21 protein-coding genes and 2 pseudogenes are annotated in these 22,134 nt (G+C 55.3%); 12 read left to right on the top strand and 11 right to left on the bottom strand.

Annotated elements, in window-relative coordinates; genetic code table 11:
• The 4 genes from VGC62_RS05865 to VGC62_RS05850 all read right to left on the bottom strand — a co-directional run.
• The coding region (locus VGC62_RS05865; RefSeq protein ID WP_331186123.1) for a WD40/YVTN/BNR-like repeat-containing protein at positions 1 to 862 on the bottom strand (862 nt) is incomplete at its 3' end.
• Between the two features lie 76 nt (positions 863 to 938).
• Positions 939 to 2,297, bottom strand: a complete 1,359-nt coding sequence (locus VGC62_RS05860) for a DUF1329 domain-containing protein (protein WP_331186122.1) — start codon at positions 2,295 to 2,297, stop codon at positions 939 to 941.
• Between the two features lie 14 nt (positions 2,298 to 2,311).
• Entirely contained in the window at positions 2,312 to 3,946 is a 1,635-nt protein-coding gene (locus tag VGC62_RS05855; RefSeq protein ID WP_331186121.1) for a DUF1302 domain-containing protein, read from the bottom strand.
• A gap of 172 nt (positions 3,947 to 4,118) precedes the next feature.
• Positions 4,119 to 5,774: a choline dehydrogenase gene (locus VGC62_RS05850; RefSeq protein ID WP_331186124.1), complete on the bottom strand. Its 1,656-nt coding sequence runs from the start codon at positions 5,772 to 5,774 to the stop codon at positions 4,119 to 4,121.
• Between the two features lie 185 nt (positions 5,775 to 5,959).
• Here VGC62_RS05850 and VGC62_RS05845 point away from each other — a divergent pair, with 185 nt between their 5' ends.
• The 5 genes from VGC62_RS05845 (at position 5,960) to VGC62_RS05825 (ending at position 10,638) form a co-directional block, all read left to right on the top strand.
• Complete coding sequence (locus tag VGC62_RS05845) at positions 5,960 to 6,727, top strand: SDR family oxidoreductase (RefSeq protein ID WP_331186120.1); 768 nt, start codon at positions 5,960 to 5,962, stop codon at positions 6,725 to 6,727.
• Positions 6,728 to 6,901: 174 nt separating this feature from the next.
• Complete coding sequence (locus VGC62_RS05840) at positions 6,902 to 7,801, top strand: alpha/beta hydrolase (protein ID WP_331186119.1); 900 nt, start codon at positions 6,902 to 6,904, stop codon at positions 7,799 to 7,801.
• 25 nt (positions 7,802 to 7,826) lie between these two features.
• Entirely contained in the window at positions 7,827 to 9,452 is a 1,626-nt protein-coding gene (locus VGC62_RS05835; RefSeq protein WP_331186118.1) for an NAD(P)/FAD-dependent oxidoreductase, read from the top strand.
• Positions 9,453 to 9,468: 16 nt separating this feature from the next.
• Complete coding sequence (locus VGC62_RS05830; RefSeq protein ID WP_331186117.1) at positions 9,469 to 10,221, top strand: glucose 1-dehydrogenase; 753 nt, start codon at positions 9,469 to 9,471, stop codon at positions 10,219 to 10,221.
• A 27-nt stretch (positions 10,222 to 10,248) separates the two neighbouring features.
• Positions 10,249 to 10,638, top strand: a complete 390-nt coding sequence (locus VGC62_RS05825) for an EthD domain-containing protein (protein WP_331186116.1) — start codon at positions 10,249 to 10,251, stop codon at positions 10,636 to 10,638.
• Positions 10,639 to 10,662: 24 nt separating this feature from the next.
• Here the strand turns inward: VGC62_RS05825 and feaR are convergent, their stop codons facing one another.
• Positions 10,663 to 11,604 (bottom strand): transcriptional regulator FeaR, encoded by a 942-nt coding sequence (feaR, locus tag VGC62_RS05820; RefSeq protein WP_331186115.1) that lies wholly within the window; start codon positions 11,602 to 11,604, stop codon positions 10,663 to 10,665.
• A 209-nt stretch (positions 11,605 to 11,813) separates the two neighbouring features.
• On the opposite strand from feaR, the gene VGC62_RS27885 reads away from it, so the two are divergent.
• Entirely contained in the window at positions 11,814 to 12,065 is a 252-nt protein-coding gene (locus VGC62_RS27885; protein ID WP_422662549.1) for an IclR family transcriptional regulator domain-containing protein, read from the top strand.
• Here the strand turns inward: VGC62_RS27885 and VGC62_RS05810 are convergent.
• Positions 12,053 to 12,931: a LysR family transcriptional regulator gene (locus tag VGC62_RS05810; RefSeq protein ID WP_331186113.1), complete on the bottom strand. Its 879-nt coding sequence runs from the start codon at positions 12,929 to 12,931 to the stop codon at positions 12,053 to 12,055. The two genes, VGC62_RS27885 and VGC62_RS05810, sit on opposite strands and share 13 nt — an antisense overlap.
• Positions 12,932 to 13,284: 353 nt before the next feature.
• On the opposite strand from VGC62_RS05810, the gene VGC62_RS27610 reads away from it, so the two are divergent.
• Positions 13,285 to 13,476 carry a transporter gene (locus VGC62_RS27610; protein WP_414705749.1) on the top strand — a complete coding sequence of 64 codons (192 nt, stop codon included), beginning with the start codon at positions 13,285 to 13,287 and terminating at the stop codon, positions 13,474 to 13,476.
• A 280-nt stretch (positions 13,477 to 13,756) separates the two neighbouring features.
• On the opposite strand, the gene VGC62_RS05805 is transcribed toward VGC62_RS27610, so the two are convergent.
• The 4 genes from VGC62_RS05805 to VGC62_RS05790 form a co-directional block, all read right to left on the bottom strand.
• Positions 13,757 to 14,671, bottom strand: coding sequence for an acetoacetate decarboxylase family protein (locus VGC62_RS05805; protein ID WP_331186112.1), 915 nt, complete (start codon positions 14,669 to 14,671; stop codon positions 13,757 to 13,759).
• Positions 14,668 to 15,432, bottom strand: a complete 765-nt coding sequence (locus VGC62_RS05800; protein WP_331186111.1) for an SDR family NAD(P)-dependent oxidoreductase — start codon at positions 15,430 to 15,432, stop codon at positions 14,668 to 14,670. Before VGC62_RS05800 ends, VGC62_RS05805 begins: the two co-directional genes overlap by 4 nt.
• A 25-nt stretch (positions 15,433 to 15,457) precedes the next feature.
• Positions 15,458 to 15,691, bottom strand: coding sequence for a hypothetical protein (locus tag VGC62_RS05795; RefSeq protein ID WP_331186110.1), 234 nt, complete (start codon positions 15,689 to 15,691; stop codon positions 15,458 to 15,460).
• Positions 15,692 to 15,916: 225 nt separating this feature from the next.
• Positions 15,917 to 16,681, bottom strand: coding sequence for a glucose 1-dehydrogenase (locus tag VGC62_RS05790; protein ID WP_331186109.1), 765 nt, complete (start codon positions 16,679 to 16,681; stop codon positions 15,917 to 15,919).
• Positions 16,682 to 17,289: 608 nt separating this feature from the next.
• Here VGC62_RS05790 and VGC62_RS05785 point away from each other — a divergent pair.
• Positions 17,290 to 17,592: pseudogene (locus tag VGC62_RS05785) on the top strand (IS66 family transposase); the annotation flags it as partial.
• 105 nt (positions 17,593 to 17,697) lie between these two features.
• On the opposite strand, the gene VGC62_RS05780 reads toward VGC62_RS05785, so the two are convergent.
• A complete protein-coding gene (locus VGC62_RS05780; RefSeq protein WP_331186108.1) occupies positions 17,698 to 18,669 on the bottom strand; it encodes a LysR family transcriptional regulator in 972 nt (323 codons plus the stop codon).
• 265 nt (positions 18,670 to 18,934) lie between these two features.
• On the opposite strand from VGC62_RS05780, the pseudogene VGC62_RS05775 reads away from it, so the two are divergent.
• The 4 genes and pseudogenes from VGC62_RS05775 to VGC62_RS05760 all read left to right on the top strand — a co-directional run.
• Positions 18,935 to 19,240, top strand: a pseudogene (locus VGC62_RS05775) (MFS transporter); the annotation flags it as partial.
• A gap of 12 nt (positions 19,241 to 19,252) precedes the next feature.
• Positions 19,253 to 20,008 carry a class II aldolase/adducin family protein gene (locus VGC62_RS05770; protein ID WP_331186107.1) on the top strand — a complete coding sequence of 252 codons (756 nt, stop codon included), beginning with the start codon at positions 19,253 to 19,255 and terminating at the stop codon, positions 20,006 to 20,008.
• Positions 20,005 to 20,934 carry a glyoxylate/hydroxypyruvate reductase A gene (locus tag VGC62_RS05765; protein WP_331186106.1) on the top strand — a complete coding sequence of 310 codons (930 nt, stop codon included), beginning with the start codon at positions 20,005 to 20,007 and terminating at the stop codon, positions 20,932 to 20,934. Before VGC62_RS05770 ends, VGC62_RS05765 begins: the two co-directional genes overlap by 4 nt.
• Positions 20,935 to 20,955: 21 nt before the next feature.
• On the top strand, positions 20,956 to 22,134 hold a 1,179-nt coding region (locus VGC62_RS05760), incomplete at its 3' end, for a Zn-dependent hydrolase (RefSeq protein ID WP_331186105.1).

The following is a 22,134-nucleotide window of genomic DNA, read 5'->3' as shown; positions in this document are numbered from 1 at the left end:
TCTGATCCAGACTTACCTGAGTCCAATCGACACCTGCATCGTCGCTGCGAAATGCATGGCCGCGCAGTCCATAGGTAAGCACTGTGCCCGGCACGCCATTGCTCATGCCGAAAAGACTTCCCTTGTAAGGCGTTGCCACCTGGACGAAAGACTGACCATGGTCGTCCGAGCGCAATATCAGACCCTGCTCACCGACGATGAATAGGTGCTCACCTTGTGCCGCGATGCGATAAAGGTGCAGTCCCTTGGGGTTATCAGTCTTGCCCATCAACGAGCGCCAAGTGCGGCCACCGTCCTCGGTCGCAACGATCAAGCCGTAGGCTCCTACCGCCCAACCGTGGCTGGCGTCGACGAATAGCACATCCAGAAAGGGCTTGTCCGGGCCATCCTTGATCAGAAACTCGGCATTGTGTAGTCGCCTCTTGGCCTGTTCGGAGCCGTCATCTTCGGCCTGTGCACTATTGCGCTCGAGTTCAGCAGTCTGATTGCCGTCGAGTTGTCGGCTCCAGGTATCACCCTGATCATTACTGTGCAGGATGACTCCGCTGTGCCCTACCGCCCAACCCAACTCTGGACTCGGGAATACCACTCGGGTCAGCGCCACGCTAACGGGTACCTTTGCTTGGCGCCATTGATGCCCGCTATCGTCAGAGAGCAATACGATCCCTTGCTCGCCAACGGCCACCAGCCGGTCACCGCTACGAACTACATCCATCAGGACCGCTTTTTCGGCCCGGACATAGGGTTGCGCCGCTCGCTCGAGTGAGTCACCACTCTGCGCCAAAGCCATCCCTTGCGAGCCTATCAGGCTCAGCAGGAGACCGAGCCGCAAGGACAGGCCCATAAAAATTGAAGTCTGCATAAAAAGATTCCACGCACCGTAAAGTGCGATAGGTGGCTGACCACACGCGGCAATACCGCGCGCGGCCAGTCGGGGGTCAGCGTGTTGCGTCAGCAGCGACAGCGTCACCGGTGAAATGGTTATCCGGCTTGCGAGGCACTACGCGGAAATACTCTTCGTGGAGGTCTTGCGCCACACTCAGCGTGTTAGCTTGCAGGTTGTAAATCCCGGCGGTGATCACCAGATTGCCAGGCAATTTAGGCACACTGAAGCTGGGGACTTGGGTAGTACGCCAAAGCTTGCCTTCGGCGTCGTAGCCATCCATCAGCACCACTGCCCAACTGTCTTCGTCGATGTAAAAGCGACGTTTTGGTACCGCATGACGCTTGCCCGCTGCAACGGTCGCTTCAAGTACCCAGACCCGATGGGTTTCCCAACGTAGATGATCGGGATTGAGATGATGCGCAGAGAACGCCTGGTCCACCGTGACGCCGTGCCAACCGTTAGTGTTATAGGGAATGATCATTTCCTGCTTGCCAACTAGTTTCCAGTCATAGCGATCTGGATAGCCGAAGTAGCCGCGAACTTCATCGAAGTAATTGGCACCAGAAGCGACAAAGTCCGGCGTGTCATAACCCACGGTCGGTGCTCGACGAACGCGGCGCTGGCCCACCAAGTATTGCCAAGCTTGCCGAGAGACATTGGAATCGACACTGTCGCGAATCACCAGTGCCTCACCCACCTTGAACGAAGGCGCGGTAGTGTCAAAGCGTCCGAAGTAATATTCGCCTGTCCACTTCTGCGCTACACCGTCGTGGTAGTAGTAGGGAAACTGAAGCGTTTCGTCATTGCGAGACGCTAGAGTGCGTCCTCCATCGGAAGTCAGCACCAGGTTTTTGAAGCCCACCTCCAAGGACTCTGGTTGAGTCATCAGCAGGAAGTTCCAGATCACTTCGAGGCCGTTTTGCGGAATAGGAAACGGTATACCGCCATAGCAACCCTGCATGGCTACACCGGGAGCCCCACTCAACTTGCAGTTCAGGGCGTTTTGCGCGGTATTTTTGTAGACCCAGTCGGGTGCCGCGGCGGTACGGTGAGTCGGATACACGTCTACGCGGAAGGAGTCCGGATATTTTTGTAACAATGCACGGGTACCATCACTGAGCTTGTCGGCGTACTGGGCTTGGTTACTGGCTTTGATCGAAAATTTAGGTTTTTCGTCGCTGAACAAATCGACGGGGATATCACCTAATTGCTTCCCAGGGACAGCGGTCGTCAGACCACCCTTCCACTCAGGGATGCTGCCATCGGCATTAGCGCCTTTCTCGGCACCCAATGGCGTCAATGTAGTGCCCAGCGCCGCGGCCTGCTGCGCCGGGACCGCAGCCTCGACCAATGCACCGTTAGCCAGCAATGCAGCGCAAGCGCCCGCCAGGAGAGTAAGTTTGAGGTTCATAGGTAAATTCCTAACTAGAAACTGCGCTGGATGGAGAAGGAAATAAAATCACGGTCCCGGTAGTACTGGTCGTAGGTCAGCGTGCCAGTGGCGTCGACCACCCCGTTGGCGCTGCCATAAAAGTGTGTGTAGTTGGCGGCTGCATACCACGTCTTCTGATAGTCCGCCTTCAGGCCGATGCTGATATCGCCGCCGCCGTCAGGTAGAAAACCTGCGCCGTTAACCGACGATCGCCCAGCCAATCCATAACCAACATTGATAGGAACTTGCAGGTCTACTTGAGGTAATACCTGGAAGTACTCCGGCTTAAACTCTACTCGCATGGATGTCGCGTCCCGAGTTGCATTGGGGTCTAGCTGATCGGCATTCTTGGTGACGCTCATTCTGCGGTTGAATGCCACTTCTCCCAAGAGCGTGGCGCCTTGCCAAAATGGGCTGGCAGCCAACACATTAATTGCAGATATGTTGGCGTGTAGCGTATTGCCGACCGGGTAGGCTGGATGGCTGCTGTTGTTGGCATTTTCTGGAGGAAGAAAAATCGTATTACCCGTCGCCACTAATGGCATGTTGTTACGCACTGATACTTCAGCGGCTACGTTGGTCTCTCCAATAAGAGTGCTAATGCTTGCGCCGACGGTCTTGATGTCCTCGCCGTAAACAAGTTCGTAATCTAAGGCATTGGCATAAAACTGCGGGAACTTGTCATGAAACTGAGCGGCATAAAGCCCAAACTCATAATCGCCAGCCTTGTACTTTAACTGCATACCACCCTGGCCAGAGTTACGTGCATGTTGATCCTTGCCACGGGTCAAGGTGCCGTAGGGCGTCAACAGGCTTTCGCCACCCTGATCGACGAAATCCGCAAAGCTGAAATAACTGCCCGCTGCCGGCAGGCGTGCCTTACGCCATTCCAACTGATAGTAAGCTCCCAGGGTAAGGTCTGGATTCAGTTGCCAGGAGGCCGACAGTTGCTTGATCGGCATCATGATTTCCTTAACCTGCGCCCCCGGCACCGAAGTCGCCTTGATCACGTCAGGGGTGAGTTGGGCAACGGCAATGCCGTTTGTCCCGAAGAACAAGCTCTCGCCATAGATCTGCGCAAATTGCCCAGCCTTCAGATTCAAGTCAGTTTCACCCACAGCGAAGCGACCATAGACAAAGGCGTCCAGGAACTCGGCCTTACGTCCGTGAAGTTTTTCAGTTTCACGGGTGAAGTGATCGTGCTGGACAGACTGCGAGTTGACGAAAGTACTGCCATCATTATCGTTGGAGTGGTTATATACATCGTCATACCAGCCAGCACCACTGACCCGAAGACCATAGTCTCGCTTATAACGCAGGTCGAACTCAGAGAGTATGTCCAGCCGGTTGGAAATCAGCCCACGGCTAAAGTTGTGATCGCTGTCGTTGACGTTCGGGTTGCCAGAAGGGCCCGCGACTTTGTCATCAAGTTTATTCAGACGCCAGCTATTGCTGTATTTGATCGTGTTATCCCAACGCGTTTGCAGATCCGGGTTGCCAGTATCGAACTGGAATGCCTGTGCTGCTGGCAGTATCAGACCGCCGACCGCTAATGTAACTGCGCGTGCCAGGCGGTGGTGACGCTCCCACGAAGTGGCGCACGGAGGATAGATATTTGAATATTTCATGGCTGACTGTCCCTCTTATTATTGTTTGAACGTCTTGGCGTGATAGATGAGCTAGCGCCCGACAAGCGCGCAAGTGCCCGCCCTACCCGATCGCCATGGTCTACGGACGCACTGACGAAAGGGCTGGGTTCATGCGGCTCAGTGCCGCGGGTATGTGTTTTCGTTTAAAGGTTCAGGCACCGATAGGTAATTTCTGCCCTATCGGTTGAGTAATGTAGCTGCCCGAGTGATTGAGAATCATATCGGCGACCTTTTCGCCGATCATGATCGCAGGGGCATTGGTGTTACCCGCGATCAGCGTAGGCATGATCGAGGCGTCAGCGACCCGCAACCCTTCTATGCCATGCACCCGCAGTTGATCGTCAACCACAGCCATATCGTCGTGCCCCATTTTGCAAGTGCCCACTGGATGAAAGACGGTACCCAGGTTCGCACGCGCCCACTGCTCGAGTTGAGCATCGCTAACCTCCTCATATCCCGGCGCTAACTCGTCTTTAACGTAAGGGGAGAAAGCGCGGGTTTTCACCAGTTCACGCACCTTGCGAATACCTGCGATTAAGGTTTTCACATCATCGGGATGACTGAGAAAGTTCGGGGTTATGCGCGGTTTATCCTGCGGGCTGGACGAGTTTAGATGAATCGAGCCACGGCTCTTTGGCTTGAGCACACATACATTAATGCTAAAGCCATGTCCCACGGGAATTGAACGATGGGGCTGGTTCTTCAATGCCGGAGCGACGTGAAACTGGATTTCCGGTGTCGGTGCATTTGGGTCCAGCCGCAGGAAACCGCCTGCTTCCACTGAGTTGGACGTCAAGGGGCCACGTCGCCCGAAAATGTAAGGCAATACTGAAGCGAAAAGAGGGATCCACCCGAGCAGTGACCAACCGTAACCGAGCTTGGGTGAAGAGCTGTACATCATGCAGACATCCTGGTGATCCTGCAGATTACCCCCAACGCCTGGCAGGTGATGGCGCACTGCAATACCGTGCTTCTCCAACTCCTCGCGCGGCCCGATCCCCGAAAGCATCAGCAACTGCGGAGAATTGATAGCCCCGGCACTAATGATCACCTCGCGGCTTGCATATACGCGCTCGGTACGCCCCCTGTAATTAATTTCGACACCTACGGCGCGCGTCCCTTCAAGCAACACTTTGTGTGTCAGTGCTTCGCTTAAAACAGTCAGGTTTGGCCGGGCCAGTATGGGATGCAGAAAGGCCTGGGCAGCGCTGCAACGCTCACCGTTTTTCTGAGTAACGTGGTAACGCCCAACCCCTTCTTGCTCGCTGCCATTGAAGTCCTTATTGGAAGGCCAGCCCAATTGGCGGGCGCCCTCCAGAAAGACTGCATTGACCGGACTATCGCAACGCTGCTCGGCGACATTCAGTTCACCCCCAGTGCCGTGCCACTGACTGGCACCCGGTTCAAAATGTTCGGATTTCTTAAAGTACGGCAGGACATCATCGAAGCTCCAGCCTAGATTGCCTTGAGCGCTCCAGCTGTCATAGTCATTGCGATTGCCTCGAATATAAATCATGCCGTTGATGGCGCTCGAACCACCCCAAAGGCGGCCGCGAGGACAAGGCATCGGCTGATCCATACCGGACTGTTCGAATTGATGCATCCAGTTCCATTTCGCATTACCAATTAGCTTGATGATGCCCACTGGCACCCGGACATAAACCCCTGGAAACACTCCGCGATCGCTCGGTCCGGCCTCTATCAGGCAGACAGATTTTTTAGGGTCGGCACTAAGCCGGTTGGCCAACACGCAACCTGCCGAACCGGCACCGATGATGATGTAGTCGAAACGCTGTTGATCAGCCATTGCTAAGTCTCTTGTTCTTTTTCGTAGCCTATATTGGCGCCTGTCAGTCTGACGACACTTGTCTGTGCCTGCCAAAAAAATTGCTTGCGCTTGCCGTGCAAGTCTACGGACATCAATCTGATTCAACGTTGAACCAATGGCCAGCGCTGAGGCGCAGCGACTAAACAGAATAATAAGGAGAAGTAATGAACAGACTCGAAGGCAAAGTAGTACTGCTGACTGGAGCTGCTGGAGATATCGGCCGCGCTATAGCAAGGCTGATGGCAAGCGAGGGGGCATTACTGTTTTTGGTAGACCGCCAAGCCGACGCACTTCAGGCCATGGCCGCCGAATTCGCCGCAAAGGCCCATTATGAAGTCGCTGACGTCAGCGTCTTGGAAGATGCCGAGCGCTACGCAGCGGCCGCCATCAGGCATTTCGGCCGCATAGACGTGCTGCTGTCTAACGCAGGGATAGAAGGCCAGATTGGCGCAAAGCTACATGAAAGCGCACCGGACAATTTTGATCGCGTCATGGCGGTCAACGTTAAGGGTGCTTATCTGGCCTTACGCGCAGTGCTACCCCATATGATCGCCAGCGGCGGCGGTAGCGTTGTCCTGACCTCATCGGTGGCAGCGGTGGTTGGTGTTCCCGGCGCCAGTGCCTATGCCACCAGCAAGCATGCGCTACTGGGTCTGGCGCGAACGGCTGCCTTGGAGTATGCCGCCCACGGCATCCGCGTGAACACATTGAACCCCGCTCCGGTTCGCTCGCGAATGATGAGTTCGATTGAACTGGGGCTTGCGCCTCAGGATGTCGAAGCAGCTCGACACGCAGTGCTCGCGACGATCCCTACTGGACGCTACGTCGAACCCGAGGAGGTGGCTAAGGCCATGTTATTCCTGGCCAGTGACGACTCCAGTTTCTGCACTGGCAGTGCCTACATGATCGATGGTGGCATCACCGCGCAGTAGTTGCCCCCCTTGCGCTATCCAGATAATCAAGTGGCAGCCCCAGACAATTAAGGCGGCACGCTCGGACAAGTACACAGGGTTCGAACGGGTGTTAAATTTCATTAGTCGCCCGCCTTGAGCCCACAGGCTTGCGAACATATTTGCCACTACAACAACAATTCAATGAGGCTGATCATGAGCTCTATCGAGCTTGAAAATCTCGTCGCACAGCTCAAGGCTAGTGCGCCCGACCTGAATCGCGAAGCATCGGCTGTGAGGTATGACTTCTCTGCGATGATGCGCAATATACCCCTCGACCAGGAACTCGTTCAGGAAGCGCAAGTTATCAACGGTGTGCCCTGCATCTCGGCTTATGGCCCCTGGAGCGATCCGGAGCGGGTATTGCTGTATTTGCATGGCGGCGCCTACGTTTTCGGTTCGGCCCTGGATTATTTGCCCTTGGCCGCCAACCTCGCCAAAGCGTGTGGTGCCCGACTGTATTCAGTGGACTATCGACTCGCGCCTGAGCACCCCCACCCTGCCGCCGTTAATGATGCGCTGGCGGCTTATAGGGGGCTGCTGGAAGCCGGCTATCCGGCCCGGCATATCGTGGTCGCTGGCGACTCTGCGGGTGGCGGATTGACAATCGCATTGTTGTTAGCGGCTCGCGAGGCCGGACTGCCAATGCCTGCCGCAGTAACAGTCTTCTCGCCTTGGGTAGATCTGGCACTTGAAGGGAACAGCATTGGGAGTCGAGCAGCGACCGATTACCTGCTCGATCGTCAAGGCCTGGCCCTGATGGCCGAGCACTATGTGGCAGGGCAGTCACCCCGCGAGGCTCTGATTTCACCCATTCACGCAGACCTACATGGTTTGCCACCGCTGCTCATTCAAGTCGGCTCTCACGAAATCCTGCTGAGCGACTCAATCCGTCTGGCAGAAAAGGCTGCAGAAGCCGATGTAGAAACCCAACTACAGATTTGGCCACGGATGTTCCACGTATGGCAGATGTTCGCCTTTGCCCTCAAGCAGTCACGCGACGCGCTCGATCAGGCTGGCGGCTTTTTACGCGAACGCTTTTCAGACCGCACTTGAAAACAACAAGAATAGGATTTTCACCATGATCAATGCAGCAACCCATCAAAGCACCGAAGGACACCTTGATATCGCCATCATTGGCGCCGGCTGGGCTGGCATGTATATGCTTTACCGGGCGCGGCTCCTCGGTTTGAAAGCGCGCGTGTTCGAGGCGGCCCCTGAAGTCGGCGGCACATGGTATTGGAACCGTTATCCGGGTCTGCGCTGCGATGTCGAAAGCCTGGACTATTCCTTTTCGTTCTCCGACGAATTACAGCAGGAATGGAACTGGACCGAGCGCTTTTCCACCCAGGAGGAAATACTGCGTTACGCGCATTTCGTGGCTGAGAAGTTCGACCTGCATCGGGATATCCAATTCAATACCCGCATTGCATCTGCGCAGTTCGACGACGAGACACGCCTATGGAATATCAACACTGAAGATGGCCAGACCATCACCACGCTCAACTACGTCATGGCCACTGGTTGCCTGTCTGTACCCAAGGATCCAGATATTACTGGACTGGAAAATTTCCAGGGCCAGATATACCACACGACCGACTGGCCCAAGGAAGGCGTGGACTTCACCGGCAAGCGTATCGCAGTGGTAGGTACCGGCTCTTCCGGCATCCAGGTTATTCCAATTCTCGCCGAGCAGGCTGAGCACCTGACCGTCTTCCAGCGCACCCCCAGCTTCAGCCTGCCAGCGTTCAATGCGCCAATTGATCCCGAATACGCACAGGTACTCAAGACGCACTATCCAGCCCATCGACGCCATGCTCGTGAGAACAGCTTTGGCGGTATTCCCTTCATCAGCTACGACAGATCGGCGCTGGACGTCAGCCCTGCCGAGCGTTGGAGAATCTATCAGGAACTCTACAATCGTGGCGCACCGTTTGCGTTTCAATCGGCCTTCAACGACCTGTTGGTCGATGCCGAAGCGAACCAGACTGCTGTCGATTTCGTGGCTGAAAAAATTCGCCTCAAGGTCAAGGACCCTGCGGTGGCAGAACTACTGATCCCAGCGGGCCAGCACATTGCTACGCGCAGGCTGTGCATCGATACCCAGTATTACGAAACGTTCAATCGCGATAACGTCAGTCTGATCAGCATCAAGCACACGCCAATCGAGTGCATCGTTGCCAATGGCATTCAAACATCAGCGCGATTGCACGAATTTGATTGCATCGTTTTTGCCACAGGTTATGACGCGGTCACGGGTGCCTTGCTGAAAGTCGATATTCGTGGCGAAAAAGGCCTGTCCTTGCGCGAGAAGTGGGCGGACGGCCCACGCAGCAATCTCGGAGTCATGATCGCCGGTTTCCCGAACCTTTTCACCGTTACAGGCCCGGGAAGCCCGGCAGTCTTTAGCAACATGTTCGTATCCATTGAACAGCACGTCGACTGGATCGCCAACTGCATCGCTTATGTGCGCGCGCAGGGCAAGACTCACATTGCAACCAGTGAAGAGGCAGAAAGCGCCTGGCTCCAACACATCAACGAGCTGGCTGCGCAGACCCTCTTCCCACAAAGCACTTCTTGGTACATGGGTGACAACATTCCAGGTAAACCTCGTGCATTCATGGCCTACATCGGCGGCGTAGGCACCTTCCGCAAGACGTGCGACCAGGTTGCTGCGTCAGGCTACCAAGGGTTCATCTTCGACTGACCCTAGGGGTTTTGAAATGAAAGCACTACTGCAAGATAAAGTCGCCTTGGTCAGCGGTGCCGGTTCCGGCATCGGCCGGGCCATCGCCCTACTCTATGCCCGGGAAGGAGCCCGGGTCGTGGTTGCCGATCGTGACTTGGTTAGCGGCGAGCAAACCTGCGCGCAGATTCTTGCCGCAGGCGGCGAAGCGATTTTCCAACAAGCGGAAGCAACCAGCGACGAGGATCACCTGGCGCTGATCGAAATCGCTACCCAGCACTATGGCGGCCTGCATATCGCCTGCAACAACGCAGGCATCGGCGGAACTCCAGCGGATGTCGCAGACTTCAGCCTCAAGGACTGGCACCGGATCATCGACATAAACCTGTCAGGCGTGTTCTACGCGATGCGCAGACAACTACCGGCCCTGCTCGCTTCGGGTGGCGGGGCAATCGTCAATATCGCGTCGGTCATGAGCCAGGCAGGTTTTGCCGGGCATGCGGGTTACACCGCCGCCAAGCATGGCGTTCTTGGCCTGACGCGGAGCGCTGGGCTGGAGTACGCCACTCGCGGCATCCGAGTGAATGCGGTCGGTCCTGGCTTTATCGAAACACCACTATTGCTTGGCCTCCCGGCAGAGCAGCGACAAGCACTGGCAGAACAGCATCCCATCGGCCGCCTCGGGCGGCCCGAGGAGGTTGCCGAACTCGTGGCCTGGCTCAGCAGTGACAAAGCCTCTTTCGTAACGGGGGCCTACTATCCGGTCGATGGCGGCTATCTGGCGCGCTGAGCGCGCTTCGTAATTCTGGAGTTACGTATGATCAGACTGATTTTCTGCATAAGGCGCCATCCACAATTGACCCAAGCGCAGTTCCTCACCCACTGGCAAGGCACCCACGCTGCCCTGGTAAAGCGTCACGCAGATACGTTAGGCATCCGCGGGTATCACCAGATGTCAGCGATTGAGCAGAACATTACCCACGCTATCCAGCAGCAGTCCGGTTCGCTGCCTGCCTTCGACGGGGTAGCCATCATCAGCTTTGAAGATATGCAAGGATTCAGCTTGCCACAACGAGATGAGCAAGCACGGCAGGCGCAGAGCGAAATCGACGACGATTGCGCGCTGTTCATCGATCTTCAGGCCTCAAGCCTTATGCTTGCCCAGTCAGACACTGTTATTGAAACCCCGCCTCAGGTATATGGCTGAGCCTTCAATATCAGATCCATGGGATTATTCGCAGACCCCACTGCGGTAATCCCGGGGAGATATCTCATATTGGCGCTTGAAAGTACGGCTAAAGTGAGCGGCTTCGACAAAGCCCCATTTAAACGCGATTTGAGTGATGGACACACCCAGCAGACGCGGGTTACTTAAATCGTGGGCCACCCGCTCCAGCCGACGGCGCAAAATGAAACGGCAAACGCTGTCCCCCTGCTCCTCGAAGATTCGATACAGGCGGCGCACGGAAATATGCATCTTCTCGGCAATGGTGGCGGGACTCAACTCTGATTCCTGCAACGACTCCTCAATAAGTTGAACGGCCAGCGTGCGAATATCACCTTCCTCAAGCGAAGTACTACTCCACTCCTCTTGGGCACCCTGAGCAATTGCCGGGGCTACCAGTGCCAGCAACGCGCTCTGCAACGCCGCCCCCTCTCCCCACTCGGAGCGGCCCTTTAGCTCACTGTCATTAATGAAATTGATCAGCGTTCGAATCAATCGGCCAGCAGCACTATTACGGGCCAACCGGCCAAACAGTTCGCCCTCCCGCAAGTGCTGCCGTACTACATCGCGACTCAAATGAATTGAGGTGTTTTCTATAAGACCGTGAGGTTCGATCTGGAAAGAGGCGGCTGCATCTATCAGCGCAAGGTCACCAGGCATCAATTCGATGGATTTGTTAGCTTGGTGAATATGCTGCCGACCGCTTTTCTGGAACACCAAAAAACAATGCATGTCGTTCTCACCCGAGAAGCGACTGCGCAAATGTGTTATCTGACCGGCATTGGTGCGCACCTTTGCGACCTCGAGACCGCCCAAGTCCTGTCCGTGGATATTGCCGATAAACAGTGAGTGGCGAGGATCCTGAGTGGTGTCAAAGTTACCGCAGACTGAGCGCAACTGGGCTTTCCAGTCCAGGAACACTTGTGAACCGCTGGAGGCAGCTAGCATAGCGATACTCCTTTGTAGCTTTATTATATTTAGTGGGAAACTAGTTAACATATTATCTATTTCCCAGCAAGCATCTTCTGTCTACTCAGGTGCAATCTCGGACTTGCTGGCTAAATACGAAGACCCAAACCAGCGCGGGGCCTATGCTCCCGCCAGTGCTCATTCAAGGCCGTTTTCACGAAATTCTGCTAAGGAGGAGGTAGCCGCTACTGGTTACGGCTAGGAGACGACCTCATAGGCAACGGCCTCGCCCCCACCGATGCAGAGGGCGGCAATGCCCCGCTTGGCTTAGCGGGCAGCAGGTTGTAGTGATTGATCGAGTAGTCGCTGAGCGAGATCTCAGAGTCGTCATTCGGATGGGGATGCCGCGCCCCATGCACGCCACAGCCGACGGAAAGGCCTTGTTATCGACACTGACCGATGACCATGTAAGGGAATGGCTTGGTAATCAGAGCGGATAGCGCTGTACCCAGTTAGTGACAAAGTCGCAAAAGACGCTCACTTTCTTTGGAACCTGGCCGCTTGATGGGTACAAGAGAACATACGAGCCCCGGACATCCGATGGAGGAGAGAGGGGTACGGCCTCCAAAAGGCCGTCACGCACGTAAGGTTCAGCGATGAAGGTGAGTAGTGGTCCGACGCCCGCACCGTCACGTAGCAGGTTACGAGCCAGGAAGAAGTCATCTACAAGATACTTAGTCGGGAGCTTTTGTAACTGCCAGAGTGCGACGATCGCTGAATGGAAGACCCAATCGTGATCGTCGGCGCCGACCCATCGTGGCCTCCCGCGCCTCGCCAGGTATGACGGGGCGGCATAGAACCCCCCCTTGGGCGTTCCAAGATGCCGAATTTTGAGCGTTGAATCCTTTAGCGGTACCGCCATGGGGTGGATAGCCACGTCGACGCCCTCCCCGACGAGATCTGGGTAGGCGTGCGTAATACGCAGATCGAAAGTGATCTCGGGATAGCGCCACGCGAACTGAGAGAGGAGTTGTGGCAACACGATGGCACCGAAGTCGCGAGGCGATGTCAGCCGCAGCAATCCCGATGGCGTCTCGGCACGTTCAGGCAACGTCGTCAACGCCTCGTCCAGTGCCTTCAGATAGTGTGCCGTACGCTCATAGAAGGCAATGCCCGCCGTTGAAAGCGCCATGCTGTGCGTGGTTCGATGAATCAACTCGGCACCGACACTCTCCTCAAGTTTGGCGATGGCACGGCTAACGGTACCTTTACTGACTTTGAGCTTGGCAGCAGCCTTGGAAAAGCTGTTCTCATCTGCCACGGCAACAAAAGTCGCTATCAAACTGTAATCGGGTGGTGTTTTCATAGTAAAAAACAAAATTCCATTTTTAAGCAGTTATTCGTAAATGGATAGACGTTATCGTATCTAACAGAGAAGGGGCAAACACGATGATGCCGTGAGGCGACGTCCCACAGCTTACATCTACGACACAACACTTTAGGGTGGACGAATCTCTACCTCCGGCCAGGTTGGGTACAGCGACGCGCGCACGAAAATCAGGGGGAAAATGACCAAACATTGCTCGAATGGACTGACGGATTTGTTCTCTGAACTCTTGGCCTGGTCCAGGCTTTTTCCCGGCGGGAATCTAACGCCGGAGGAGGCCACTTCGGAAATTCCATACGGTCTGGCTATCCGGGGATAGCATTGGCGTACAGGTGCCCATTGGAGAATACAGCAAGAACAGCCCCGTTAATGTTGGCGCCAATTCCTGGGATATCGTGCCAAGTGTCGCGTTGATGTACACGGGTCAGAGTATCCTCGGAAAATCCTTCGGCCAGGCGACCGAATACAGTGCACGACTTTTCTATTATTACTATACGGAAAATCACGCTACCGACTATATGTAGGTTCATCCGCGCTCGTTGGGAGCAGGCTTGTAATGGTAACCGCCATCTTCCCGAGATATCCCAGAGGAACAACGTATAGAGAGATCACGCCTTACGGGAAGATGAGGCTCGACTGGCAAGAAAGCTCTGAGTAGATGTCAACGCTTGCCCTCTATAAACGAGCAATTTGACCAACTGGTAACATCGATCTCCCATCTAGACCGCAGCTTACTAACCAAACCACAACTGGACGGGAGACTCGCTGCCCGTCAGTACTTGAACTCAATCTTCATGCTCACACTTATTTATCGTTTGGCTCGTCCCAGCCAAAGAAGGAATAGGGAAGATAGGCCTTCGGATCGATTTCCGTGTAGTACTTTTCTTCGGAGCTGATGAGCGAAATATTACCGGTCGAAACATTTGCGCCGAGAATTTTCACCACTGGTAATGAAGCCCAAGGATCCTGACGCGACCAGTTCAAATGAACGTCGCCCTTGCCGATTTTGACGGATTCCGTCACATCCATTTTCAACCACATCGGCTGCAAGAGTGGCTTGACCCTTGTGCGTACTCCATAGGGCCAGATGTAATTGAATGCAGCGAGGTGATCCGGCTTGAACGGCAGCAATTTATTGAATTCGGAATTGAGTTCTTCATATTCCGGATCGTTGGGCTTTTCCGAGGTGTTGCAGCTGTACGACGCATAGCAAACGCCATGTCGAGCACAATACGCAGTAAATTCTTTTCCGTTGTACGCGGAATCGATAGCCCCCACCTTCTTCGGATAGCCATTGGCTTCACGTCCCAGGAAGGAGCCCATGTCCGTATTAAGTGTCATGGCAACAACCAACTTCCCTTCGATCCCAAGCCTTTCGTCCGTTACGGCGATAGCCAATGCAGCTTCCTTATACGGGACGTCGAAGTTCGTGTAATGGAAGTTATTAAGTGCAATTTCGACTAGGGGTCTGCCACGAAGCTTTAGACCAGGAGGAATGATTGCCTCCAATGCCTCATTGCTAGTTTCGTACAAAACAGAAAGGACATCTGCCTGGAACAGACTTACCTCACCTTGAAAAGCCGGCCAAACCTCGCTTTTGTAATCTTTTTTCACAAACCCCATTGCTTTATCCTCGAAGTTAAATTTCAGGCAGCAAACAGCAATCCAGCGTATCCGTGCAATAGCAACTGAACATCCAGCGAACGTACTTTCGGTCAAGCAATAGTCAAGCCGCCATCGACAACCAGTTCGGCCCCCGTCAGATAACTTGACTCATCCGATGCCAGAAAAAGCGCGACATTGGCGATTTCAATCGTCTCGGAGAAGCGGCTCAGGGGGACGCTTGCGAATATACGCTCGGCCGTGTCCTTGTTCTTGAAATCCTCCTCAACCATAGGCGTCTTAACGAAACTGGGATGGATCGAGTTCGCGCGAATATTGAAGCGACCGTAATGGAAGGCCACATGCTTAGTCATCGAGCGCACGCCGCCCTTGGAAGCGGTATACGCGAACGGACCAGCGCTTCCCACGATGGCTGCGATCGAGGACACATTGATGATGGATCCTTTCCCGGCATTCTTCATGAACGGAAGTACGTACTTCATTCCAAGGAATACACCTTTCAGGTTGACGTCGATAACACGACTCCAGTCTTCCTCATCAGTCGTCTCCGGCGTGCTTTCAGGCAGCGGCTTCTTGTCGCCGACGCCGGCATTGTTCAATAGGACGTCGATCTGCCCGAACTCGCTGACCGCCCGGTCGACCACCACTTTCCAATCGGCACCTGAGGAAACGTTATGACTGAGCGCAATCGCGATGCCTCCACTCTTGCGAACTTCTTCGACTACAGCTTGAACGCCGGCGAGTTGAACATCCGTCGCAACTACCTTTCCGCCCTCTGCGGCGAAGAGCTTCACGGCGGTTGCGCCGATGCCGCTACCGGCACCAGTGACGATAAGTACCTTGTTGTGCAATCTCATGGCATTGCCTCATAGTTGGAAAGAGTCATATGTTCTCGCTGCCGTGGGCCTCATCCTGCTTGGTCAACAATGCGGTGCGGTCGGTTTCGACCTGGGCACCCACATACTCGGCATCCGCGAAGTCCGCGTCCTGCCCTGCTCCGGCCTCGATCCGTAGCTGGACGCCGAGGTTGTCCAGCCGCTGCATGGGAGATGGCATCATGGCCACCCGGCGCTCATCGGACTGAATCTGTTTGAGAACTGCGATCTGCAAAGTCACTGTCTTCTCCCGTGTTTTCTAAGTCTTTGCTCACAGTTCATCGCAGCCAGCCCATGGACACCGGTCACGACTCGTTGATCTTCGCCGTTGACCCTGGTCAGCACAGTTAATTTTTTGCAGGCGGCATATTCTCGCCAAACCCGACCTCAACTGATCCGGATCGGTGGCTGTACCAGGGCATTGATGCAATAAGCCAGTCACCGCACGCCGCGCGTCGATCTGGCCTCACGCAATGATCGCTCCGCCATCGGCGACCAATTCGGCGCCAGTGAGGTAGCTAGACTCGTCGGACGCCAAAAACAACGCGACATTGGCGATCTCCTGCGGCTCGGAAAGTCGTCCCAGAGGAATGGTCGCAGTCAGTTGCTTGGCAAGATCCTCGTTCTGAAAGTCCGCCTCGGTCATCGCCGTCTTTACACCACCGGGGTGGATAGAGTTCGCACGGATGTTGAAACGACCGTAATGAAAGGCCACATGCTTAGTCAGCGACCGGATACCACCCTTCGATGCGCTATAGGCGAAGGGACCGCCGTTGCCCACCATGGCCGCGATCGAAGATATGTTGATGATGGAGCCGCCGCCACCGGTCCTCAGAACGGGCAATATGTGCTTTATTCCGAGAAAAACTCCCTTGAGGTTGATGTCAATGACACGATCCCAATCTTCGTTGTCAGTCGTCTCCGCGGTGCTCACCGGCATCGGCTGCTTATCGGCGACACCCGCGTTATTCAACAGCACGTCGATCCTACCGAACTCCGCCATTGCGCGGTCGATGACGGCTTTCCAGTCGGCGTTCGACGCGACATTGTGACTGAGGGCAATCGCCTCGCCACCATTTTTGCCGATATCCTCGACCACGGCTTGCACACCGGCGAGCTGGATGTCAGTGGCGACAACCTTCGCGCCTTCCAGGGCGAAGAGCTTCGCAGCAGCTGCACCGATTCCGCTGGCCGAACCTGTGACAATGACAACTTTGTCTTGCCATCGCATACTTATAAATCTCCTTGTGAGCGTCTCATTTAGTCACGAGACCAGTAGAAATTTATGCCGGATCGGCAGTTGCGTGAAGTTGAGCACTGGGCATCTTCTTTTTAATCGCTGGTTGCGGTGGCTGGTGTGATCGTTCCACTGTGCCGGCCACGGCCCATCGGGCATGAAGCAGCAAGAAGGCGTCTGGCATTTACCAAGTTACAGCGATGCTAGCATTGATTCATTTCTGCACCTCCCATGAAAAACAAGAAACAGTTTTTCATTATGGAAACACCAAACAGTTACTACCTTGTTGCCACCTTTTATTGCAGCGGCCGAAGAGAACAGCTTAGCCAAGGCATCCGGACGACTTTAGCTCAGCAAGGGCACGGTCAGTCTCGATCGGTAAGCTGGAGAAGATTGTGGGCGCCGAACTCATCTATCGGACCACGCACAGGATGTCGGTATGGACGGCCGGGATCGCGCTCTGCTAACGGGCGGCTCGTCACCTCGAGGTGGTGGACGCGGCAATAATGGCGTTGCGCGAATGCGCAGAAGAACCGCGGGCCTGCCACGGATGATAGCGTCATACGAATTCGGCTCGATTGTGCCGCTACTGCTACTGCGCTGAAGTTCGGGGCCAGGAGCCTGACCACCGCCGACGAATACGCCAGGAAAAAGCCGCGCCACTGATGGACGCGTTTCATGCCTGGATGATCGCCCAGCGCGAGCGTGTGCATGAAGGTTTGGGGATTACCAAAGCCTTGGATTACAGCCTCAAACGCTGGGCGGCGTTGAGCCGTTATCTGAATGACGGCACGGTGCCCATAGACAATAACCACATCGAAAATCAGATACGACCTTGGGCTCTCGGTCGCAAAATTTGGCTATTCGCCCGCTCGCCACACAGTGGCCAACGTGCGACGGCGCTGAGGGTTGCTGGCCCACGATCGCGAAGTATGCCGACCCTTGGCGGTTATTTTCCATCCAGGCCCTAGGCCGAGAAGTAGACTTGAGCAACTTGAACCGACTTACACCTACTCCTCACCGGCCGCCTCAAGCAGTCGCCGAAAAGAATCCAGGAATACCGTCTCGGCATGATTCATTCTCTGCTCGCGATTCCACATCAGGAACACATCGACATCCACTACCCCCTCTGCAGGGGGCAGACGCCAGATGAGTCCATTATGCAGATCGATATCCACCAAGTGCTCCGGTAGGCAACCTACCCCATAACCCGCAATGATCAAACGCCGGATCTCTTCAAAGCTCGACGATGAAGCAACGATTTTTCCCGTAAATCCCTGCTGGTCACGGAACATCGTCAGCGGCGAAAGGTTTCCGCCAAGCTGATCGCTGGTGAAACTGACGAAATTCTCACCTTGCAGTGCTTCCAACGGCAACCGCCGCTGGCCGAAAAGACGGTGGCGTTTTCCACAGAAAAAAGCATAGCGCTGACGTAATAATCGACGGCGCTCCAGCTTAGTTTGAGGAAATCGGCATAACCCCAATCCAATGGTGGCAGTTTTTTGATTCAGCGAGCTCTGAATGTCCGCGCTTCGCATCACCTCAATTTCGAGCTCGACCCGAGGGTGGTCGCGATGAAGCTGAATTAGAAAATCATCGTACAGATCAGATTGCACTTGGCTAATCGTGAGAATCCTGACCTTACCCACAACGTCGTCCTGGGGATTTTTTGCAGTCGCCGCCAATCGCGAGACGTTACCGTATATCTCCTCAGCAAGACGCAAGACTTCCTCGCCCGCCGGCGAAAGGTCGAAGCGCGGCCCTCGGCGCAGGATTAGAGCGCACTCCAACTGCTCCTCAAGTCGCTTGAGCGACTGGCTGACGGCCGATTGAGTCAGGAATAAACGCGCCGCTGCGCGACTGATGCTTTTTTCCTCACCAATCACCAGAAAAGTACGCAACAGATTCCAATCCAGCCGGTCACTCAAAAGACGCCTGCTCTGCCAACTCGGCTCTCTGGCGGGGATTTCCTGATCGCTCATATGCCACCATTAGTAATGACACTAATAATTAAATTAAGTATTAGCAAATTGATTAAGCATCAAGGTTAAGGGATAAAGCTTCCAAGCGCCACAGAGCGCACCTTGATCAGCCTTAGAACCCTGCCAGAAAGCCAATAGCCAAGGGCCTTGTATGCATAACTCTTCGACCCGACCAAGTCGTGCTGCAGCGGCTGCCACTCTTCGCTATGCGGTGCAGGAAGCGATCCACACTGACTGGCGCCAGATCCTGTTTGTAACCTGCGCCATGACTATTGGCTCAGCCGGCTTAGTCACTCTTTGCGGACTTTATGCGGTGATCGCTGGCTACATGACTCACGCGTTCCAGACTCATCTGCGCTATAGCGGCATCTCCTTGGCTTACCAATTGATCTGCGCCATTGCCGGTGGCACTACGCCGATCATCAGCACGATGCTGGTCCCGCAATTTGCCGGCCAATGGCTGCCACTGGCCAAACTCCTTAGCCTACTCGCAGGCCTATCACTCTTGGGCGTCTGTGGTCTGGCTCGTCTGCGCGAAGACACCATGGCTCAGCCACAGCCGACACTTTAACAAGGAGCTCACATGTTCAAGCCCGAAACGATCAACCCCGTGGAATGGCAGGCGCGCTGCGAACTGGCCGCGCTATACCGACTGGTCGCACATTTCCGCATGACGGACCTAATCGATACTCACATTACTCTCCGCGTCCCCGGCCCAGAGCATCATTTTCTGATTAACCGCTATGGAGTGATCTTCGACCGCATGAAAGCCAGCGATCTGGTCCGCATCGATCAGCACGGCAACGTGGTCAACGCAGATCCTGCGACAAGCCGGGTCAACGCAGCAGGTTTCGTCATTCACTCTGCCATTCACATGGCCCGACCCGATCTCAATTGCGTGATCCACACCCATACCGCCGCCGGCATGGCAGTGGCAGCCCAAGAACAAGGGCTTCTGCCAATCAGCCAGCACGCGCTGAGGTATTACGGAAAACTCGCATACCACACCTATGAGGGTATCGCCCTGTCGCTCGATGAACGAGAGCGACTAATCGCCGATCTGGGTCCACACAAGGCGATGATCCTTCGTAACCATGGCCTGCTGGCGGCCGGTAGTACTGTCGGCCATGCGTTTCAAGAGATTCACTTTCTTGAACGCGCGTGCCAAGCGCAGATTCAGGCTTTATCCGGCAACAGCAAGCTGGTGTATCCAAATGAAAAAGTCTGCGCATTGGTTGCCTCGCAGTTTGATCGTGACGAGGCAGATGAAATTACCAACCTGGGCTGGCTAGCCGCACTTAGCCTGATCGAAAATCAACGCGAGTCCTACTGCTCATGACTACCGTTGCGCTGCTTAGCAATGATGCATTGCTGCTGGAACAACTGCAGGCTGCATTTGCCGCCCATGCTCCTCACCTGCGCGTAGTGCTCGCCGACGACCCTGCTGCTGCCCAGGCGCAAGTGGCCGCCTGCTGGTATCCACAAGCTGGCAGCCTTGATCGCTTGCCGCGCCTGCGCCTGATCCACTCGGTTGCCGCAGGCGTTGATCACTTGAGTACCGACAGCAGTGGCCCTGACGTTCCGGTGTGCCGCGTGGTCGACCCCGATCATCGCCGCGGCATGACCGAATACGTACGTTGGGCCGTGCTGCATTACCACCGAGACTTCGACCGGGTTACCGCACAACAGCGCGAAAACCTGTGGTTACGCCACCCTCAGCGCTTTGCCGGCAAGTTCAAGGTCGGCGTGATGGGACTGGGTTCGCTAGGCTCCGCAATAGCCGCCGATCTCGTGGCCGCCGGCTATAGCGTGCGGGGATGGTCGCGCAGCCCTCGGCATCTAAAAGGTGTGACCTGCCATCATGGCGACGCAGAATTCAGCCAGTTCCTTAACGGTTTGGATCTACTGGTCAACTTGCTGCCCTTGACCGCTGCGACACGCGGCATCCTCAACCACCACACCTTTGCCAAGCTCGCGCACGGCGCAGCTATCGTCAACTGCGGCCGCGGTCAGCACGTGATCATCGACGATCTACAGATCGCCCTTGCTAACGGCCAGTTACGCGGCGCCGTGCTGGATGTCTTCGAGCACGAACCGCTACCCAGCGATCACCCGCTCTGGCAAATGCCGGGCGTGGTAGTCACGCCGCACATGGCATCAGCGGCATCCCACGACTGCATTGCACTCCAGATAGCAGAAAACACCCGCCGACTGTTAAGCGGTGAAGCTTTGAACAACTTGGTTAACCGTTCATTGGGTTACTAAGCAACACGTATGGGGTATCGCATGAACGTATTGAAATGCAATGGCGAACGACTGTGGAGCAGCCTGATGGACATGGCCAAGGTCGGCGCCACTGATAAAGGTGGCAATTGCCGATTAGCGCTGTCCATTGAAGACAAGTTCGGTCGTGAACTGTTCATGGACTGGTGCAAGGAAGTCGGCATGAGCGTCTCTTTCGACGCCATCGGCAACCTTTTCGCGCGCTTGCCTGGTCTTGATGACGGCTTGTCCCCGGTCGTCATGGGCAGCCACCTTGACACACAGCCCAAGGGCGGACGCTTCGACGGTATTTACGGAGTGCTATGCGGCCTTGAAGTTGTACGCAGCCTCAAAGAACAAGGCTTGCAGAACAAGCGCCCCATCGAAATTGCGGTATGGACCAACGAGGAAGGTGCACGCTTTACTCCTGCCATGTTTGGTTCTGCAGTGTTCACCGGGAATTTGCCGATTCAGAGTGCTTTGAATGCCCGCGACATAGATGGCATGAGCGTCCTGGAATCCCTTGAGTGTATCGGCCACGTCGGCGACTTGCCCTTTCAGCGCCCATTCGACGCCTACTTCGAAGCCCATATTGAACAAGGCCCGATCCTCGAAGACAACGGCTTGCCAGTTGGCGTCGTCACCGGTGGCCAAGCCATCTGCTGGCTGGATGTGGAGGTTAAGGGCCAAAGTGCCCATGCCGGCACTACACCCATGGCGTTGCGTAAGGATGCCGTCTTCGGCGTTACAGAAATGGCCGCACATTTGGAAGCCTTGGCCGTTGACTTCGCACCGAAAGGTTTAGTGACTATCGGCCAAGTGAATATTGCCAACTCATCGCGTAACACCATCGCTGGCAACGTGACCTTTACTGTCGACCTGCGCCATCACGACGATGCACAGATTGCGATCATGGAACAGCGAGTGCTCAAGGACTTCCAGCGTGTGGCAGATCAACGCGGTTTGACTCTAAACACTAAGCGCCACTGGCTAAGCGCCGCCACCCCGTTTGACAGCGATTGCATTGCAGCTGTGCGGCGCTCCGTCGAAGCTCTGGGGTACCCACATCAAGACATCGTCAGCGGCGCGGGCCACGACGCCATCCTGCTCGCCCGCCATTGTCCCACCACGATGGTGTTCATTCCCTGCGTCGGCGGCCTTAGCCATAACGAAGCCGAAGACGTCATACCCGAAGATGCGCGC

Source organism: Pseudomonas sp. (genome assembly GCF_036404235.1).
GTDB lineage: Bacteria > Pseudomonadota > Gammaproteobacteria > Pseudomonadales > Pseudomonadaceae > Aquipseudomonas.
This window is presented reverse-complemented; position numbering and strand designations above follow the sequence as displayed.

Coding starts and splice junctions, on each gene's coding strand:
- VGC62_RS05860 (WP_331186122.1), bottom strand. CDS start 2,297: ATGAACCTCAAACTTACTCTCCTGGCGGGCGCTTGCGCTGCATTGCTG.
- VGC62_RS05855 (WP_331186121.1), bottom strand. CDS start 3,946: ATGAAATATTCAAATATCTATCCTCCGTGCGCCACTTCGTGGGAGCGT.
- VGC62_RS05850 (WP_331186124.1), bottom strand. CDS start 5,774: ATGGCTGATCAACAGCGTTTCGACTACATCATCATCGGTGCCGGTTCG.
- VGC62_RS05845 (WP_331186120.1), top strand. CDS start 5,960: ATGAACAGACTCGAAGGCAAAGTAGTACTGCTGACTGGAGCTGCTGGA.
- VGC62_RS05840 (WP_331186119.1), top strand. CDS start 6,902: ATGAGCTCTATCGAGCTTGAAAATCTCGTCGCACAGCTCAAGGCTAGT.
- VGC62_RS05835 (WP_331186118.1), top strand. CDS start 7,827: ATGATCAATGCAGCAACCCATCAAAGCACCGAAGGACACCTTGATATC.
- VGC62_RS05830 (WP_331186117.1), top strand. CDS start 9,469: ATGAAAGCACTACTGCAAGATAAAGTCGCCTTGGTCAGCGGTGCCGGT.
- VGC62_RS05825 (WP_331186116.1), top strand. CDS start 10,249: ATGATCAGACTGATTTTCTGCATAAGGCGCCATCCACAATTGACCCAA.
- feaR (WP_331186115.1), bottom strand. CDS start 11,604: ATGCTAGCTGCCTCCAGCGGTTCACAAGTGTTCCTGGACTGGAAAGCC.
- VGC62_RS05810 (WP_331186113.1), bottom strand. CDS start 12,931: ATGAAAACACCACCCGATTACAGTTTGATAGCGACTTTTGTTGCCGTG.
- VGC62_RS05800 (WP_331186111.1), bottom strand. CDS start 15,432: ATGAGATTGCACAACAAGGTACTTATCGTCACTGGTGCCGGTAGCGGC.
- VGC62_RS05790 (WP_331186109.1), bottom strand. CDS start 16,681: ATGCGATGGCAAGACAAAGTTGTCATTGTCACAGGTTCGGCCAGCGGA.
- VGC62_RS05780 (WP_331186108.1), bottom strand. CDS start 18,669: ATGAGCGATCAGGAAATCCCCGCCAGAGAGCCGAGTTGGCAGAGCAGG.
- VGC62_RS05770 (WP_331186107.1), top strand. CDS start 19,253: ATGTTCAAGCCCGAAACGATCAACCCCGTGGAATGGCAGGCGCGCTGC.
- VGC62_RS05765 (WP_331186106.1), top strand. CDS start 20,005: ATGACTACCGTTGCGCTGCTTAGCAATGATGCATTGCTGCTGGAACAA.